Below are 17,172 nucleotides of genomic sequence, written 5' to 3' on the forward strand. Positions count from 1 at the left end.
ACGCCCGACCTGAACTTTCCCGAACCAGGGGGACCCCTTCCATGCACGCTGATCTCTCCCGCTCCACGTTCCGTCCGGAGCGGCACTACTCCGCGGTCGTGGCCCAGCAGGGCCGCGTCCAGCTCGACGCGGACCTCAACGAGCAGGCCGCCATCGAGCTCCACCGGGCCCGTACCCTGACCGCCGACCTGATCGGGCAGCACGGCGGGCCGCGCGACGCCACCGGCTTCCGCATCCAGTACGTGGGCGGCAAGCACGACATCGACACCCTGTACATCAACGGCGGCCGCTACTACGTCGACGGCATCCTGTGCGACGCCGACCGCCCGGCGCCCGGCGTGCCCGTACCGGACGCGGACGGCGAGGAACAGCCGGCGCCGACGGCGCAGACGTACTGGGACTACTGGGACCAGCCCGACGGCTTCCGCGACCCGGAGAAGCCCGGCGACCGGCTGCCCTCGCCCGCCCAGTCGCCGTTCGTGGTCTACCTGAAGGTGTGGGAACGGGCGGTCGGCGCGGCCGAGGACCCGGCCCTGCGCGAGGTCGCGCTCGGTGCCGCGCTGCCCGACACCGCCGTCCGCGCCAAGGTCGTCTGGCAGGTACTGCCGCTCTCGCTCAGCGAGCTGGAGATCGAGGAGGCCGAGCCGTCCAAGGAGGTGGTCCGCGCCGCGTTCACCCGCTGGGCACAGCGCCAGTCCGCCCCCACGGCCCGGCTCGCCGCCCGCAGCGAGCGGCCCGAGCACGCCGACGAGGACCCGTGTCTGGTCCGGCCCGACGCCCGCTACCGCGGCCCGGAGAACCAGCTGTACCGGGTGGAGATCCACGCGGGCGGCGAGGCACGGGACGCCACCTTCAAGTGGTCCCGGGAGAACGGCTCCGTGGTCTTCCCGGTCGACGAACTCGACGGCAGCTGGGTGCGGTTGGCGACGCTCGGGCTCGACGACAAGCTCGACCTGGACGTCGGCGACCACGTCGAGTTCACCGACACCGCGTACGCCTCCCGCCTCGAACCCCTGCCCCTGCTGCGGGTCGAGGAACTGGACCTGCCGGGCCGCCGTGTCCGCCTCTCCGCCGAGCCGGACCCCGGCGTCGGCCGGCTGCCCCACCTGCACCCGTTCCTGCGCCGCTGGGACCACCACGAGGGGACCCGGCACAAGGGGCGCACGGCAGCCCTGAAGGGCGGCGCGGTCCCCGTCACCGAGGGTCAGTGGCTGCCCCTGGAGGACGGCGTCGAGGTCTACTTCGCCCGGGGCGGCGGCTACCGCACCGGCGACCACTGGCTGATCCCCGCCCGCACCGCCACCGGCGGCGTCGAGTGGCCCACCGACCCCGCGCGCCGCCCCCTGCTCCGTGAACCCGCCGGGATCGCCCGGCACTTCGCGCCGCTGGCCCTGGTCAGGGGCGAGGGCAGCACCGTCGACCTGCGACTCGCCTTCGGACCGCTGGCCAGCAGCATCCCGGCCGCGGACGAGGCGACGCTCGCGGCCGAGACACGGGCCGCGAACGAGGAGCGGGCCGCGGAGGCCGACCCCTCCGGCGGACGGTCGCAGACCACAGCGACGGCCGAGGCCGCCGTGGAAGGAGACGAGTGATGGCCCAGCCGATGAGCGCGTCCAAGCTGATCGAGATCCTGCGCGCGGAGGGCGTGACCGTCCACGAGGTACGCAACTGGCGCCACCACAACCGCAACAGCAAGGGCCCCTGGGGCCCGGTGAACGGCGTCATGATCCACCACACCGTCACCTCCGGCACGGCCGCCTCCGTCGACATCTGCTACGACGGCTACTCCGGCCTGCCCGGACCCCTGTGCCACGGCGTGATCGACAAGAAGGGACACGTCCACCTCGTCGGCAACGGCCGCGCCAACCATGCGGGCCTCGGCGACAGCGACGTGCTGCGCGCGGTCGTCAACGAGACCAGACTGCCGCACGACAACGAGGCCGACGTCGACGGCAACCGGCACTTCTACGGCTTCGAGTGCATCAACCTCGGCGACGGCAGGGACCCCTGGCCCGAGGCGCAGAAGGAAGCCATCGAGAAGGTCGCCGCCGCGATCTGCCGCCACTACGGCTGGTCCGAGCGCTCCGTCATCGGGCACAAGGAGTGGCAGCCGGGCAAGCAGGACCCGCGCGGCTTCACCATGGACGGCATGCGCCGGCGGATAGCCGAACGGCTGGCCGGAAGGGGCGGCGGGACGGACCCGGGGGAGCCCACCGACCCGAGGCCCGCGCCCAGGCCCGCCCACGCGCCCTTCCCGGGCAGCGGCTTCTTCCACATCGGGCAGAAGTCACCGCTGATCACGGCGATGGGCCGGCGGCTGGTCGCCGAGGGCTGCGGACACTACGAGAGCGGACCGAGCCCCGAGTGGACGGAGGCCGACCGCAAGTCCTACGCCGCCTGGCAGCACAAGCTCGGCTTCAAGGGCAAGGACGCGGACGGCGTCCCCGGCAAGGTCAGCTGGGACCGGTTGAAGGTGCCGTCGAGCGGCTGAGCGGGCGGGGCGCCGGGAGGGAGGTCAGTCCCGCTCGGCGTCCTGCTCCTTGCGCAGGTTCTTGATCCGCGTCGCTTCCTTGCGGACCTCGGCCTGAGTGGCGCGCTCCTTCTCCAGCCACTCGGGCCGCTCATCCTTGAGCGCCTCGATCTGCTCGGTGGTGAGGGCCTCGGTGACGCCGCCGCGGGCCAGGCCCGCGATGGACACGCCGAGCTTGGCCGCCACCACCGGGCGGGGGTGCGGGCCGGTGCGGCGCAGCTCGCGCAGCCACTCGGGCGGATTGGCCTGGAGCTCGCTCAACTCGGCGCGCGAGACGACACCGTCCTGGAAGTCGGCGGGGGTGGCCGGGAGGTACACACCCAGCTTCTTCGCCGCCGTGGCGGGCTTCATCGTCTGGCCGGTCTGCTGCGAACTCATGAGGTCAAGGGTATCGGCCGAGTACGGGAGGTCCGACCACGGCCGGTAACCTGGCCTGGTGACAGGCTCGGAGGAAACACCGTCGTTCCGGCTCGCGTACGTCCCCGGCGCGACGCCCGCCAAGTGGGTACGGATCTGGAACGAGCGCCTGCCCGACGTCCCGCTGATGCTCCTCCAGGTGCCCGCTCCCGAGGCGCCCGAGGTGCTGCGCAGCGGCGAGGCCGACGCCGGGCTCGTCCGGCTGCCGGTCGACCGTACGTACTTCAGCGCGATCCCGCTCTACACCGAGACGACGGTGGTCGTGGTCCCCAAGGACCACCTGATCACGGCCGCCGAGGAGGTGAGCCTCGCGGACCTCTCCGAGGAGGTTCTCTTCCACCCCCTCGACGACGTCTTCGACTGGGACGGCCCGCCGGGGGAGCCCGCCTTCGAGCGCCCCGCGACGACCGCGGACGCCATCGAGCTGGTCGCGGCGGGCGTGGGCCTGGTCGTCGTGCCCCAGTCCCTGGCCCGCCTCCACCACCGCCGGGACCTCACCTACCGCCCGGTCGTCGACGCCCCCCAGTCCGGCATCGCCCTGGCCTGGCCCGAGGAGGCCACCACCGACCTGGTCGAGGACTTCATCGGCATCGTGCGCGGCCGCACGGTCAACAGCACCCGCGGCCGCGCCCAGGCCGAGGCCCCAGCACAGGAGAAACGCAAGCGCCCCGAGAAGCCCACCGCCCGACAGCAACCGGCGGCAGGCAGATCGACGGGCCGCAACCCCCGGGGCCGCTCAGGCGGCACACAGGGGTCCAAGCGGGGCAAGCCGAAGCGGCGGTCGTAGCACGGGGGCCCGGCGGGGCGGGCTGAGGGGTCGGTCGTAGGCACGAGGGGCCGACGGGGCGCGTCGAGATGGTGGTCGTCGTGCGGGGCCCGGCCGGGCAGGCCGAGACGGCGGTCGCGGTGCGGGGGCCCGGTAGGGCACGCCGAGACGGTGGTCGTAGCGCGGGGGCCGGGCGGGCAGGCCGAAGAGGCAGTCGTAGGCGGGAGCCCGGTAGGGCAGGCCGAGATGGCGGTCGCAGTGCGAGGGGCCGACGGGGCGCGCCGAGATGGTGGTCGTCGTGCGGGGGCCGGAGGACGGGCAGGCCGAGACGGCGGTCGCAGTGCGGGGGCCCGGTAGGGCAGGCCGAGACGGTGGTCGTAGTGCAGGGGCCGGGCGGGCAGGCCGAAGAGGCGGTCGCAGTGCGGGAGCCCGGTAGGGCACGCCGAGACGGTGGTCGTAGCGCGGGGGCCTGCCGGGCAGGCCGAAGAGGCGGTCGCAGTGTGGGGGCCCGGTAGGGCAGGCCGAGACGGTGCTCGTAGTGCGGGGGCCGGGCGGGGCAGGCCGAGATGGCGGTCGCAGTGCGAGGGGCCGACGGGTCGCGTCGAGATGGTGGTCGTCGTGCGGGGGCCGGGTGGGGCGGGCCGAGGCGGCGGTTGTTGTAGTGCGGGCGCCCGGCCGGGCACGCTGAGACGGTGGTCGTAGTGCGGAGGCGGGGCGGGCACGCCGCGACGGTGGTCGTAGTACGGGGGCCGGAGGACGGGCAGGCCGAAGCGGCAGTCGTAGCGCGGGGGGCCGACAGGGCAGGCCGAGACGGTGGTCGTAGCGCGGGCGCCGGGCGGCAGGCCGTCATGGTGGTCGTAGCGCCGGCGCCTCCGCCAGGGGCTCGGTCAGGGCTTCGTCACGGTGCCTTGTCGGGGCTTCGCGTCCCGGCTCTGCCAGGGGCGCGGCGCGCTGCGCTCGCGGAGGTCGGCGATGGCCAGGGCCAGGCCGGTCAGGACGAACCCCAGGGCGGTCAGCATGCCGAGCTGGAGCGCCCCGGTGTCGTGGCCGTGGTTGGCCAGATGGGCGAAGTACACCGCGCCGACGGCGGCGATACCGGCGGCCGAACCGACCCGCTGCCCCGTCTGCAGCACCCCGCCGGCCGCGCCGGCGCGCCGCACCGGGACACGCGCGAGGGTGAGCGTGGTGTTCGGGGACACGGTCAGGCCGGAGCCCACACCGGCGACGAGCAGGGGCAGGGCCGCCGCCCACCCCACGCCCTCGCCCGGCACCTGTCGTACCGCCAGGATCGTCCCGACCAGGCCCAGCGCCACGGCGCTCAGCCCGAGCACCACGAGGCCGCGGCCGTACCGCAGGACGAGCCGGCCGCCGGCCAGCGCGGCGGCCGCCGAGCCGACCGCGAACGGCATCGCGGCCAGCCCCGCCGCGAGGGCGCTGTAGCCGAGGCTGTTCTGCAGGAACAGGGTGTAGACGAAGAAGACCGAGGTGAACCCGGCGAAGTACACCAGGCTCAGCAGCGCGCCGAGCGAGAACGACCGGCGGGCGAACAGCCGCAGGTCCACCAGCGGCCCCCGGCGCAGCCGCAGCTGCCGCCGTTCCCAGGCCCAGAACGCGATCAGGAGCAGCAGGCCCACGGGAATCAGCGCCCACTTGTCGCGCCCGGACCACTGCTGTTCCTGTACCAGGGGCAGCATCAGCGCGAGGGCGCCGGAGCCGAGCAGCAGGACGCCGGGCACGTCGAACCCCTCCCGCGCGCCCCTGGGCGGGGCGTGCGGCAGCAGCCGCAGCGCGGCCGCGAACACCGCGACGCCGATGGGCAGGTTGACGTAGAACACCCAGCGCCAGCTGCCGGACGCCTCGATCAGGATGCCGCCCGCGAGCGGGCCGACCGCCGTGGAGACGGCGACGACGCTGCCGAACATCGCGAACGCCCGGGCGCGCTCGGTGCCCTGGAACATCTGCTGGATCAGCCCCGATCCCTGGGGCGCGATCATGCCGCCCGCCACGCCCTGGAGCAGCCGGAACACCACCAGCCACCCGGAGGACGGGGCCAGCCCGCACGCCGCCGAGGTCAGTGTGAACAGCGCGACGCCGGTGAGGAAGGTCTGCCTGCGGCCCCGCAGGTCGCCCAGCCGTCCCGCCGGCACGAGGACCAGGCCGTAGGCGAGGGCGTAGCCGGAGACCACCCACGACAGGTCGGCCTGCGGGGCGTGCAGCCGGTGTTCCATCGACGGCAGCGCCACGTTGACGATCGACGTGTCGAGCAGGGTCATGAAGCCCGCGGTCAGACACACCGCGAGCGCCTTCCAGCGGCGCTCGTCGGCGACCGGCGCCGTGGAGCGGGCCTCGACCGTGGTCATGGGGCGTGGATCGTGTCGGTGGGCATGCGCTCGCCTTCCTGTGCAGTCCTGCGCCCACGGTAGGAACGGACGCCGTGGCGCGCTCGTCGCACCGCGGCGCGGTGGTCGGCCGTCCGGTCCCAGATAGCGCCTCGTCCGGCCCTTGTCCGCCCGCGCCGACCGGGCCCAGGGCCGGGCTGACAAGTCGGCCTGTCGTATTGGTTCTTCCGGGTGGCGATGCCGGTCGCCGACTGCTTGGATAGCGGCACTTGCCAACCAATTCGGGCGGCATCATCATCTGACGCACGCACAGATTCCGAGTACGGACAGGCGGCAGCATGGCGCAGGAGACCCAGCCGGGCAGGGTGGTCGCGGGCCGGTTCCGCCTGGACGAGGTGCTGGCGCGCGGCGGGTACGGAATCGTGTGGAAGGCCCGCGACCGGATGCTGGGCCTGGACGTCGCGGTCAAGGAGGTCTACCTCCCGCCGGCGACCTCGCCCAAGGAGCACGCCCGCCGGCTGGTTCGCGCCGAACGCGAGGCCCGCAACGCCGCCGCCCTGCGCGACCACCCGCACATCGTCGCCGTGCACGACATGGTCACCGAGGACGACAAGCCGTGGATGGTGATGCGGCTGGTCGCCGGGCACTCGCTGGAACAGCACCTCGCCGACGAGGGCCCGTTACCCGAGGCGACCGCGATCGACGCCGCCCGGTGCCTCCTGGACGCGCTGCGGGCCGCGCACACCGCGGGCATCGTCCACCGGGACGTCAAGCCCGCGAACGTGATGGTGGCCGACGACGGCTCCTTCCTCCTCACCGACTTCGGCATCGCCGTCCACTCCACCGACACATCCCTCACCACCACGGGCGACCTCGTCGGTTCCCTGGAATACGTCGCCCCGGAACGCGCCCACGGCGGTGACGACGAGCCGGCCGGCGACCTCTTCTCGCTCGGCGCGACGCTCTACCAGGCCGTCGAGGACGTCTCCCCGTTCCGCCGCGACAACCCGACGGCGACGATCGTCGCGCTGCTGACCGAGCCGCCCCCGCGGCCGCGGCGGGCGGGTCGGCTGGAACTCCTCATCACCGCGCTCCTGGAGAAGGACCCCGCCCGACGTCCCACCGTGGCCCAGGCGCTCCTGATGCTCGACGACCCGTCGACCTGGACCTCCGAGCAGGTACGAGGGGACGACGCGTCGAGCGCGTCGCAGCCCCCTCCCGAGGCCACGCCGCCCGCGAACGGATCGAGCGCGCAGAAGGCCACGCCGGGGGCCACACCGGCCACCGGCGGGTCGAAGGCCTCCACCGCGGGCACGCGGTCCAAGGGCACGTCGAGCACGCCGAAGCAGCCGACGGCCAGGGCCACGGTCGCCACCCGCAAGCCGGCCGGGGCGGCACAAGGCAGCGGCAACAACGGCAATGGCAACAACAGCAACAGCAACGGCAGCGCCGCGGCCGCGCTGCTGGTGATCGTCGCCGCCGTCGCCGTCTTCCTGGCCGTGCACGAGACCAAGAAGGACGACGCGAACGCCTCCGGCTCGTCGACCACCGTCGGTACGGCCACCTACGACCCGTACATCCCCAGGTCGACGGAGCCGGACCCGATCACCACCACCGAGGACACGCCCACCACGCCCGCGAACGCCGGGTGCTCCGAAGCCATCGACGCCATGCAGAACCAGTTCGACCTGATGCCCTCGCCCATGACCACCGCCGACCGGCCGACCGTCGCCGTGCGCTTCCGGGACATGGCCTCGGACCTGGACTCCGCCGCGGACGAGGCGACCGACGGGAGCGTGGAATCTGCGATCCGTGCCCTGGCCGCGGACGCCAGGGCACTGTCGGACTCCGAAACGGCGCCAGAGTTCTCCGGCTACGACACCGCCTCGGACGCGATGACCGACGACCTGGAGGAACTGAAGACGACCTGCGCGGCCGCGGCCACGGCCGCTTAGGGGAGCCGCCCCGCCAGGTGTCACCGCACCCCCGGCCCCGCCCCGCTCCGCGCACCGTCAGGCCGCTCCCGCGCCCAGCAGCCACGCGTACGCCGTGCGTGCCGTGAACTCCGCCTGTCCGCCGCGCAGGAGCAGCCCCGCCGTGGCGAACTCCGGGGCGTCGGCCTGCGCGGCGACGTACGGAACCGCGACGCACCGCATTCCGGCCGCGTGGGCGGCGGCCGCCCCCGGTGCCGCGTCCTCCACGACCACGCAGTCCGCCGGGGCCGCCCCGAGGCGGCGCGCCGCCTCCAGGAACACGTCGGGCGCGGGCTTGCCGCGGGCCACCTCGTCGGCCGACACGACTGTGCGCAGGTGGGTGCCGAGGCCCGTGCCCGCCAGGATCGCCTCGATGGCCGCGGGGGAGGAGCCCGAGGCCACCGCCACCGGGACGCCCTCGGCGGTGAGCAGATCCATGAACGTCCGCATCTCGGGGTACACGGGCGTGCGGGCACGGGCGAGTTCCAGATAGCGCCGGTTCGTCGCGTCGAGCAGTTCGTCCACGGGGGCGCTCAGGCCGTAGCGCTCCTTCCAGCGCACGACCGTCTCCAGGGTGCTGATCCCGACATGGCTCTCGTGGTCCGCCCAGGTGAAGTCCGGGACGCCGTGCTCGGCCAGTGTCCGGCGGCCCGCCTCGTAGTAGTTCGGCTCGCTGTCCACGAGCGTGCCGTCGAGATCGAAGATGACCGCGATGCCGCCGAGGGTGCCCATGGCGTCCAGCATGCCAACAGCCAGGGCCTGATCCGCCGGACAAGGCCCTGGGCTAGGCGCGGGCCGCCGTCCGCCCCACCGACTCCACCAGCGGCAGCAGTCGGTGCGGGACGCGCTCGCGCAGGGCGACCTCCGTGCGGGTGCGCACCACGCCTGGCAGGCTGATCAGCTTCTGGATCACGTCCTCCAGGTGGGCGTTGTCCCGCGCCACGACCCGGGTCAGCAGGTCGCCGCCGCCGGTGATCGAGAAGGCCTCGACGATCTCCGGTACGGCGGCCAGCGCGTCGCCGACGTCGTCCAGGTGGCCCTGGGTGACCTCGATGTGCACGAAGGCGAGCACCGGGTGGCCGAGCGCGGCGGGGGAGAGCGAGGGGCCCGTTCCGGTGATCACACCGTCCCGCTCCAGGCGGTCGAGGCGGGCCTGGAGGGTGCCGCGGGCGACACCGAGGATCCGGGCGTACTCACGCACGCTGGTGCGCGGCTGCTCCAGCAGCAGCCGCAGGATGCGGGTGTCGAGCTCGTCCACGGCCATGGTGCTCCGGCCTCCTCGCCTGGTCGATCAAGGTCGACTGTACCAATGGCTCAGCCGAGCGCAGCCCCGATGTGCCGTCCGACCTGGTCCGTTGGCTCTCACGCGAAGGGCGCAGCGAGCTGGCTGCTGTGCCAATGGCCCTGTGATTCAGTCGTCACTTGAGCCAGTGGGCGTCGGGATGCTCTCATGGACGTGTCGATGGCGCTGCGGATCCCGCGGCGCCTTTTTCATGCCGTTGTGCGAGAGGGGCGGGAAGCAGTGCTGAAGAGGGTGTTCGTGGCTCCGGATCCGGGGCGGCTGCGGCTGCGCTTCGCCGCGCGGGCCGTCCTCGGCATCGCGGCGGCCGTGCTCGTCTGCGGCCTGGCCGGACACTCCCTCGTGGGCGCCGTCGCCGGAGGGCTCGCCGCGCTGCTCGCCCTGTTCACCGTCACCGACCCGACCGTGCGCGGGCAGGCGGTCACCACCGCGCTGCTGCCCGCCGTGGGTGTTCCGGTCCTCGCCGTGGCGGCGGAGCTGCACGACCACCCCGTGGCCCGGGACCTCGCGTTCCTCGCCGTGGTCGGCGGGGGTGTGTACGCGCGACGCTGGGGGCCCCGCGGCCACAGCCTCGGCGTGTTCGCCTTCATGACCTTCTTCGTCGCCCAGTTCCTGCACGCCACCGCCGGGCAGCTGCCGGAGCTGTACGCCGCCGTCCTGCTGTCCGTGGCCACCGCGGCGGCGGTCCGTTTCGGACTGTGGTGCTACGAGCGCCGCCTGCCCCCGCCGTCCCTGCCCGCCCCGCCCGGCGGCACGGGCCTGGCCCGGGTGACCACCCGGCAGGCCGTCCAGGCGACCGCGGGCGCGGGCTTCGCCCTCGTGGTGGGCCAGTTGGTCTCCGGACAGCGCTGGTACTGGGCCGTCGGCGCCACCTGGTGGGTCTTCGTGAACACCGCCTCGCGCGGCGAGACGCTGGTGCGCGGCTTCCGCCGGGTGCTCGGCACCTTCATCGGCATCGGCCTGGGCCTGCTCGTCGCCGTCCCGGTGAACGGGGCACCGGTCCCCACGGCCGTGCTCGTCGCCGTGGCCGTCTTCGGCATCTTCTACTCGGCCGCCGTGTCGTACACCTGGATGATGCTCTGGGTGACGCTGCTCGCCGAACTGCTCTACGGCCTCCTCGGCGTCCTGAGCAACGGTCTGCTCGCCGTGCGGCTCGCGGAGACCGGTGTCGGCGCCCTCGGGGCCGTCCTGGCCGTGCTCCTCCTGCTGCCCGTCACCACCCACACCACCACCGACGCCTGGATCCAGCGCGCCCTGCGGTGCGTCCACGCCTGCACCGCCGAGGCCGGCTCGTGGACGGCCGACCCGGCGCCGCGCCTGGCCGAACTGGAGCAGTTGCTCGGCCGGGTACGGCTCTCGGTCGCCCCGCTCGTCCACCCGCTGAACCCGATGCGGGCCCGCAAGCGGCGCGCCCGCCGCGTCCTGGCCCTCCTCGACGACTGCGCCCGCGAGATCCGCGGCCTCGTCGCCGTCGCCGCCGACCCGGAGGCCTCGCACGACGCCCGCCTGGCCGCGGCCTGTCGGCGGGTGGAGGCGGCCGTCGAGGCGCTCACCGGGGGCGGCGACGGACACCCCGCTTGTCCGGTCGAGCCGCCCGTGGAGCCCGCCCTGGCCCACCTGCACGGTCTGGAGCGCGCGCTGGCCGACCTCGCGGAGCCGCTGCGCACCCCGTCGGGCTCCCGACTGGTCGGTGCCTGAGGCCCCGCCCTCATCACGCGGCGCCATGCGGCACAGCTTGGTCTAGACCGCGCTTGATCGACTGCTACCGTCAGCCCCGGACCGGCTCCGACCGAGAGGGGACAGCGGTGGCAGACGACAGCAGGCGGCGGAGGGCGTTCATCGGGTCGTTCACGGCGGCCGGCGGGCCGGGCCTCGTCATGGCGGCCGTCCAGCCGCACAGCGGCGCGCTGACCCTGATCGCCGGTCTCAACGGCGTCCCCGACCCGTCCTACCTGGCCCTGTCGCCGCGCGGGGACCGGCTGTACGCGGTCAGCGAGACGGCCGACGGCGCGGTGGCCGCGTACCGCGTCGCGGGCGACAAACTGGCGCTCGCCGGGCCGCCCGTGCCGGTCGGGGCCAGCGGGCCCACGCACCTCAGCCTGCACGCCGGACACGTCCTGACCGCCAACTACGGCTCCGGCAGCGTCACCGCCGTACCGGTACGCGCCGACGGAACCCTCGGGCCCGCCCGGTCCGGGCTGCTCCAGCACGCCGGCTCGGGCCCGCACGAGCGCCGCCAGCGCGGCCCGCACGCCCACCAGATCCAACCCGACCCCAGCGGCCGCTGGGTGGTCAGCGTGGACCTCGGCACCGACTCGGTACGGGTGTGCACGCTGGACAGGGGCGCCCCGGTGGTGCACCGCGAGATCGCGCTGCGGCCCGGCTCGGGCCCCCGGCACCTCGCCTTTCACCCCCAGGGCTCGTACGCCTACGTCGTCAACGAACTCACTCCGACCGTCACCGTGTGCCGCTGGGACGCCGAGAGCGGCTCCCTGAAGCCGCTGACCGAGACGCCGGTCCTGCCGGGCGCCCCGGCCGGCGACGCGTACCCCTCCGGCATCGCCGTCTCGCCCGACGGCCGCTTCGTGTGGACCGCGACCCGCGGCGAGGACGTCCTGTCCGTGTTCGCCGTCGAGGGGCAGGGCCAGGGGCTGCGGCTGACCGGCACGGTGCCCTGCGGCGGCCACTGGCCGCGCGCCCTGGCCGAGTGCGGCGGCTTCCTCTACGCGGCCAACGAGCGCTCCGGGAACGTCACCTGGTTCGCCGTGGACCGGGCGACCGGGCTGCCGTGCTACGACGGCTCGGTGGACGTGCCGGCCGCCTCCTGCGTGGTCCTGGGCTGACCGCCGCGCAGCCTCCTGCGCCGAGCCCGCCGGGCAAGGCGAAGGGCCCGCTCCTTCGTCGGGAGCGGGCCCTTTGTCGTACGGGTGCCGTGGGCGTCAGCGCACCGGGGTGCCCTGCTGCTGCGGCGGGGCGATGCCGAGCGCCGTCGTGTACTTGGAGAGGGCCAACTTGCCGATCGCCGGGTAGGCGCCGAGCGGCTCTGCGGTGGCGCAGCCGACCTCGGCGGCGGCGGCCGCCAGCAGGCCCGGGTCGATCTCGGGCCCTATCAGGTACGGCGCCAGCGCCAGCTGCTGCGAGCCGGAGGAGCGCAGCTGCTCGGCGACGGAGGCGATCGAACCCTCCTGGTCCAGGGCCGCGGACATCACCGGCACGGCGAGGCGCGCGGCGAGCAGCATGCCGGTGATCCCGGCCGCCTGCACGGCCTCGTCACCACCGACGGAGGCGAGGATGATGCCGTCCGCGGCGGTGGCCACGGTGAACAGACGGGCGCGGTCGGCGCGCGCGAGACTCGCCTCGGACAGACGCACGTGCAGCGCCTCGGCGAGCAGCGGGTGCGGGCCGAGGACGTCGGTCAGGTCGGCGGCGATCCGGCTGTCCATCACGGCCTGGCGGACCCGGCGCAGCAGCGCGCTGTCCGGACCGGCCAGCAGCGGGACGACGACGGCGACCGGGCCGTCGGGCTCCTTGACCTCGACACCGGCGGCGACGGCCTGCTCGTAGCGGGCCGTGCGCTCGTCCGCGGCGTGCGTGAGGACGGACTGGAGGGTGGGGAATTCCGCGTCGTCCCCGTCGAGGTACCCGATCCGGGCGTCCAGGCCGGGCAGCTCGGAGCGGGCGATGCTCACGACCTCCTCGGCGAGGCCGCGCGTGGCGGTGCTGGGCGTGCCTGGCACCGCGAGAACGAGCGCGGGCGCGCCCTCGGGAGCCACCAGCGGTTCGGGGCGGCGGTGCCGTCCGGGCTGGCGGGGTCGCGGCATTCGTACTGGCAGGCCGGACGCGGGCCCAGTGGGGGAGCTCATGGCGCCGCATGTTACTGGCTTCTTGGGCTCCCCTGTTCGGGGAGGGGGCAGGTGAGCGGTATCCGTCCGGTTTTGTCTGATGAGTTACGTACGCATGTCAAGTGATCCGGGCACTTGCCGGACACTTACTCCGGCAATGGGATCAATCACCTTTTGTGGTCACCATGTAGAGCATCGTCTTTTCACCCGGCAGGGTGAGCCGTCCGGCCGCCAGCTCGGTGGCCAGCCGCAAGGCGCCGTGCAGCGGATCGCCCTCGGCCGGCACCAGGCGTGCGTGCGGCAGCCGCCGCGCCAACTCCTCGCCCAGGGGTACGAGGAGCGGGTCGCCCATCCCGAACAGGCCCCCGGTGAGCGCGATGCGGGGCTCTCCCGCCGCGGGGCAGACGGCCGCGGCCGACTCGGCCATGTGCCGGGCGGCGTCGCACAGGATGCCGGCCGCGACCGGGTCGTCCGCCGCGCGGGCGGCCACCCGGGGCGCGAAGGAGGCGAGGACGGCGGGGCGGTCGGAGCGCGGGTAGAGCAGGCCGGGAAGACCCGTGATCGGCCCGAATTGTTCCTCGGCGCAGGCCAGCAGCCGTACGGAGCCGCCGTCCCGTCCGTCGTGCGCGCGCAGCGCCGCTTCCAGGCCGGCCCGCCCGATCCAGGCGCCGCTGCCGCAGTCGCCCAGCAGGTGTCCCCAGCCGTCGGCTCGCCGCCAGCGCGTGAGATCGGTGCCGATCGCGATCAGCCCCGTACCGGCGGCGACCACGGCACCGGGGCGCGGCCCGAGGGCGCCCACGTACGCGGTGACGGCGTCGGCGGCCAGCGCGACGGTGCGCACGCCCAGCTCCCGGGCCAGGGCGCCCGGCAGTTCGGCGCGCAGCGCGTCGCCCAGGGTGGCGAACCCGGCGGCCCCGACGACCACCGTGTTCAGCCGGTCCACCCCGGCCTCGGCGGTCAACGCGCGTGCCATCGGCAGGAGTTGCTCCAGCAGATGCCCGGGGTCGATCCCCCGCGCACCGGTCCGCACCGGCTCCCGCGACGAGCGCGGCGCCGACGGCTCCCGCCCGGGAACGCCCACCGTGGCCCGGAGGCCGGAGCCGCCCGAGTCGACGGCCAGGACACCGGTCACGGCCCCCGCGTCACCCGGCACGGCCCCCGCCCGACCGGTCACGGCAGACGCCAGTCGACCGGCTGACCCCCCTGCTGGATCAGTAGGTCGTTGGCCCGGCTGAACGGGCGCGAGCCGAAGAATCCGCGGTCGGCCGACATCGGTGAGGGATGGGAGGACTCCACCGACGGCAGACTGCCCAGCAGCGGACGCAGATTGCGGGCGTCACGCCCCCAGAGAATGGACACCAGCGGCTTGCCGCGCCCGGCCAGCGCGCGGATGGCCTGCTCGGTGACCTCCTCCCAGCCCTTGCCGCGGTGTGCGCCCGGACTGCGCGGGGCCGTGGTGAGCGCCCTGTTGAGCAGCAGCACGCCCTGCTGCGTCCACGGGGTCAGGTCGCCGTTGGACGGCTGGGGCAGGCCCAGGTCGGTGTTCAGCTCCCGGAAGATGTTGATGAGGCTGGGTGGCAACGGGCGGACCTCCGGCGCGACCGAGAAGGACAGTCCCACCGCGTGCCCCGGGGTCGGATACGGGTCCTGGCCGACGATCAGGACGCGTACGTCGTCGAAGGGCTGCTGGAAGGCCCGAAGGACGTTCGCCCCGGCCGGGAGGTAGGTGCGCCCGGCGGCGATCTCCGCGCGCAGGAAGTCGCCCATCGAGGCGATGCCCGCGGCGACGGGTTCCAGGGCTTTTGCCCAGCCCGGTTCGAGGATTTCATGCAAGGGTCGTGGTGCCACGGGCGTCACCCTACTGCCGTACGCGGCCCGACGATCAAGCGGTGGACCCGGGCCGACCGAGGATGACCGAACCGTCGACTCGTATGACCGGAACCTTCCTTCCTGTCGGCTGCCCCTTCGTTCCCGCCCCACGCCCCTTCCCTCGGGCCGTGGGCCTCAGTCGACGACCGCGGCGCGCACGCACAGCACGTCCGGCAGATGGGAGGCCAACTGCCGCCAGCTGTCACCGTCGTCGTGCGAGGCGTACACCTCGCCGTTGCGGTTGCCGAAGTAGACGCCCGCCGGATCGGCGTCGTCCGTACAGAGCGCGTCGCGCAGCACCGTGCCGTAGTGGTCCTCCGTCGGCAGCCCGGCCGTCAGCGGATCCCAGGTCTTGCCCGCGTCCGCCGTGCGGAAGACACGGCAGCGATGGCCGGCGGGCACCCGGTCGGCGTCCGCGTTGATCGGGAAGACGTAGGCCGTGTCCGCGCGATGGGGGTGGGCGGCCGCAGCGAAGCCGAAGGTGGACGGCAGTCCCTCGCCGATGTCCGTCCACCGGGCGCCGGCGTCGTCGCTGCGGTAGACCCCCCAGTGGTTCTGGAGGTAGAGCCGGTCGGGGACGACCCCGTCCTGGGCGATCTTGTGGACGCACTGACCGAATTCCGGGTCCGGATCGGGCAGGAACACCGCGGAGACGCCGGAGTTGGACGGGTTCCAGCTCGCGCCGCCGTCCGTGGTGCGGAACACCCCGGCCGTGGACACGGCGACGGTGACCGCACGGGGGTCGCGCCGGTCGGTGACGACGGTGTGCAGCCCCTCACCGCCGCCGCCCGGCACCCACTGCGACCGGGTGGGGTGTTCCCACAGGGACCGGACGAGTTCGAAGCTCTCCCCGCGGTCCTCGGAGCGGTACAGGGCGGCCGGTTCCGTGCCCGCGTACACCACCTCCGGCTCCGCGGCGGCCGGGTGCAGCTGCCAGACCCGCTCCAGCGAAGCACCGGTGTCCTTGGGGAACTTGACGGCCGGCCGGGACGGTTCGGTCCAGGTGCGGCCCAGGTCGTCGGAGTGGAACACCGACGGGCCCCAGTGCGCGCTGTCGCCGCCCGCCAGCAGCCGCGGGATCTCGCCGCGGGTGTCGATCGCCAGGGAATAGATGGCCTGCGCGTTGAAGCAGGGACTCTCGTCGAACTCCCAGGCGCCACCTCGCCGCCGCCCGATGAACAGGCCCTTTCGGGTACCCACGGCGAGCAGAACCTCGGTCATGCCGACCACCTCCGGGACGTCTTTGGCACAGGTAGTTTTCAGACATCGGCCAGTCTGCACCCCGGCACTGACAGTCGTCCCCAGCCGTTATGTCACCGCAGGTCAGAGCGGTGGCGTCGGGGCACGGCTGAGAACGGCGGGTTCCGTTGCGGCAGAAGCCCGCGCGAGTGGCGCGCGCTGTGCGACCGTCGGGAGGGGAGCTCGACGTGAGCAACGAGCGGCCGTCTCCCGTATGGGAGGGCGGTCCGGCCTGTCCGTGCGCTCGAGAGGAGGACGCCGTTGAAGGCGTTCCGTGGTCCGAAGGTCTGGCTGTGGCGCTGGCGGCGCAACCCGCTCAAGCGCCGTGCCGACGTGGTGGAGGCGTGGGTGCTGCTCGGCGCCTGGCTGGTCACCGTCGTGACCGGGGTGGTCGCCGGTCTCGTGGCGAGCCGTTCGGTGGAGCACGGGCTGGCCCGGGAACGCGTCGAATGGCATCCGGTCGTGGCCCAGGTCGCTCAGAAGGCGCCGGGATCGGCCACCTCCGGTTCCGGCGTCGGGCAGGTGTGGACGAAGGTGCGCTGGACCCTGACCGACGGCTCGTCCCACAGCGGGCAGGCCCGGGTCGCGCCCGGCAGCAAGGCCGGTACCCCGATCACGGTCTGGACGGACCCCAGGGGCCACCTCGTCACCCGCCCCGTCACCGCCGCCCAGGCCCACCGCCGCGCCAACCTGATAGGCGGCCTCGCCGGCGTGAGCACGGCGGCGGTCCCTTTCATCACCGGCCTGGCCCTGCGCGGCCGTCTGGAACGCCACCGCATGGACCACTGGGACGCGGAGTGGGCCCGCTTCGGACCACAGTGGGGCCGCACGACGGGGTGAGAGCGCGCACGCGTGCGCGTGGCGGTGGTGTCGGCTCCGAGCCGCACCGATGCCACG

Annotated in this window: 15 protein-coding genes; 7 read left to right on the top strand and 8 right to left on the bottom strand. The window is 73.9% G+C overall.

The features are described 5' to 3' along the window. The first annotated feature begins 41 nt into the window (after positions 1-41). Together ACWGKT_RS16785 and ACWGKT_RS16790 are read left to right on the top strand one after the other, a co-directional pair. Complete coding sequence (locus tag ACWGKT_RS16785) at positions 42-1,592, top strand: DUF6519 domain-containing protein (RefSeq protein WP_453274221.1); 1,551 nt, start codon at positions 42-44, stop codon at positions 1,590-1,592. Beyond that, the gene (locus ACWGKT_RS16790) at positions 1,592-2,491 is read left to right on the top strand and encodes a peptidoglycan-binding protein (protein WP_356150140.1); all 900 of its coding nucleotides are present in this window, start codon (positions 1,592-1,594) and stop codon (positions 2,489-2,491) included. The genes ACWGKT_RS16785 and ACWGKT_RS16790 overlap by 1 nt, the downstream gene beginning before the upstream one ends. 24 nt (positions 2,492-2,515) lie before the next feature. Here the strand turns inward: ACWGKT_RS16790 and ACWGKT_RS16795 are convergent, their stop codons facing one another. Further along, positions 2,516-2,908 (bottom strand): DUF5997 family protein, encoded by a 393-nt coding sequence (locus tag ACWGKT_RS16795; protein WP_453274222.1) that lies wholly within the window; start codon positions 2,906-2,908, stop codon positions 2,516-2,518. Between the two features lie 58 nt (positions 2,909-2,966). Between ACWGKT_RS16795 and ACWGKT_RS16800 the strand changes: the two genes are divergently transcribed. After that, positions 2,967-3,734: a LysR substrate-binding domain-containing protein gene (locus ACWGKT_RS16800; protein WP_356150142.1), complete on the top strand. Its 768-nt coding sequence runs from the start codon at positions 2,967-2,969 to the stop codon at positions 3,732-3,734. A gap of 866 nt (positions 3,735-4,600) precedes the next feature. On the opposite strand, the gene ACWGKT_RS16805 is transcribed toward ACWGKT_RS16800, so the two are convergent. Further along, positions 4,601-6,073: an MFS transporter gene (locus tag ACWGKT_RS16805; RefSeq protein ID WP_453274223.1), complete on the bottom strand. Its 1,473-nt coding sequence runs from the start codon at positions 6,071-6,073 to the stop codon at positions 4,601-4,603. Between the two features lie 317 nt (positions 6,074-6,390). On the opposite strand from ACWGKT_RS16805, the gene ACWGKT_RS16810 reads away from it, so the two are divergent. Beyond that, positions 6,391-8,007, top strand: coding sequence for a serine/threonine-protein kinase (locus ACWGKT_RS16810; RefSeq protein WP_453274224.1), 1,617 nt, complete (start codon positions 6,391-6,393; stop codon positions 8,005-8,007). Between the two features lie 57 nt (positions 8,008-8,064). Here the strand turns inward: ACWGKT_RS16810 and ACWGKT_RS16815 are convergent, their stop codons facing one another. After that, the gene (locus ACWGKT_RS16815; protein ID WP_453274330.1) at positions 8,065-8,757 is read right to left on the bottom strand and encodes an HAD family hydrolase; all 693 of its coding nucleotides are present in this window, start codon (positions 8,755-8,757) and stop codon (positions 8,065-8,067) included. Between the two features lie 52 nt (positions 8,758-8,809). Further along, entirely contained in the window at positions 8,810-9,289 is a 480-nt protein-coding gene (locus ACWGKT_RS16820) for an Lrp/AsnC family transcriptional regulator (RefSeq protein ID WP_235460108.1), read from the bottom strand. A gap of 258 nt (positions 9,290-9,547) precedes the next feature. Here ACWGKT_RS16820 and ACWGKT_RS16825 point away from each other — a divergent pair, with 258 nt between their 5' ends. Both ACWGKT_RS16825 and ACWGKT_RS16830 read left to right on the top strand, forming a co-directional pair. Continuing rightward, positions 9,548-11,023, top strand: coding sequence for an FUSC family protein (locus ACWGKT_RS16825; RefSeq protein ID WP_453274225.1), 1,476 nt, complete (start codon positions 9,548-9,550; stop codon positions 11,021-11,023). Between the two features lie 107 nt (positions 11,024-11,130). Then, a complete protein-coding gene (locus tag ACWGKT_RS16830; RefSeq protein WP_453274226.1) occupies positions 11,131-12,168 on the top strand; it encodes a lactonase family protein in 1,038 nt (345 codons plus the stop codon). Positions 12,169-12,264: 96 nt separating this feature from the next. On the opposite strand, the gene ACWGKT_RS16835 is transcribed toward ACWGKT_RS16830, so the two are convergent. From ACWGKT_RS16835 to ACWGKT_RS16850, 4 genes are all read right to left on the bottom strand, one after another. Then, a complete protein-coding gene (locus tag ACWGKT_RS16835; RefSeq protein ID WP_356150154.1) occupies positions 12,265-13,188 on the bottom strand; it encodes a sirohydrochlorin chelatase in 924 nt (307 codons plus the stop codon). A gap of 142 nt (positions 13,189-13,330) precedes the next feature. After that, on the bottom strand, positions 13,331-14,299 hold the full coding sequence (locus ACWGKT_RS16840; protein WP_453274227.1) for an N-acetylglucosamine kinase: 969 nt from the start codon (positions 14,297-14,299) through the stop codon (positions 13,331-13,333). Positions 14,300-14,337: 38 nt separating this feature from the next. Then, on the bottom strand, positions 14,338-15,015 hold the full coding sequence (locus tag ACWGKT_RS16845) for a uracil-DNA glycosylase (RefSeq protein WP_356150158.1): 678 nt from the start codon (positions 15,013-15,015) through the stop codon (positions 14,338-14,340). A 156-nt stretch (positions 15,016-15,171) separates the two neighbouring features. Continuing rightward, positions 15,172-16,257 (bottom strand): WD40/YVTN/BNR-like repeat-containing protein, encoded by a 1,086-nt coding sequence (locus ACWGKT_RS16850; RefSeq protein WP_453274228.1) that lies wholly within the window; start codon positions 16,255-16,257, stop codon positions 15,172-15,174. A 279-nt stretch (positions 16,258-16,536) separates the two neighbouring features. Between ACWGKT_RS16850 and ACWGKT_RS16855 the strand changes: the two genes are divergently transcribed. Beyond that, a complete protein-coding gene (locus tag ACWGKT_RS16855; protein WP_453274229.1) occupies positions 16,537-17,115 on the top strand; it encodes an Rv1733c family protein in 579 nt (192 codons plus the stop codon). Positions 17,116-17,172 lie beyond the last annotated feature (57 nt).

The organism is Streptomyces sp. NPDC054794 (genome assembly GCF_053611585.1).

Excerpts from the sequence above, each read along its gene's own strand:
- ACWGKT_RS16785 (WP_453274221.1), top strand. The coding sequence starts at position 42 with ATGCACGCTGATCTCTCCCGCTCCACGTTCCGTCCGGAGCGGCACTAC.
- ACWGKT_RS16790 (WP_356150140.1), top strand. The coding sequence starts at position 1,592 with ATGGCCCAGCCGATGAGCGCGTCCAAGCTGATCGAGATCCTGCGCGCG.
- ACWGKT_RS16795 (WP_453274222.1), bottom strand. The coding sequence starts at position 2,908 with ATGAGTTCGCAGCAGACCGGCCAGACGATGAAGCCCGCCACGGCGGCG.
- ACWGKT_RS16805 (WP_453274223.1), bottom strand. The coding sequence starts at position 6,073 with ATGACCACGGTCGAGGCCCGCTCCACGGCGCCGGTCGCCGACGAGCGC.
- ACWGKT_RS16810 (WP_453274224.1), top strand. The coding sequence starts at position 6,391 with ATGGCGCAGGAGACCCAGCCGGGCAGGGTGGTCGCGGGCCGGTTCCGC.
- ACWGKT_RS16815 (WP_453274330.1), bottom strand. The coding sequence starts at position 8,757 with ATGGGCACCCTCGGCGGCATCGCGGTCATCTTCGATCTCGACGGCACG.
- ACWGKT_RS16820 (WP_235460108.1), bottom strand. The coding sequence starts at position 9,289 with ATGGCCGTGGACGAGCTCGACACCCGCATCCTGCGGCTGCTGCTGGAG.
- ACWGKT_RS16835 (WP_356150154.1), bottom strand. The coding sequence starts at position 13,188 with ATGAGCTCCCCCACTGGGCCCGCGTCCGGCCTGCCAGTACGAATGCCG.
- ACWGKT_RS16850 (WP_453274228.1), bottom strand. The coding sequence starts at position 16,257 with ATGACCGAGGTTCTGCTCGCCGTGGGTACCCGAAAGGGCCTGTTCATC.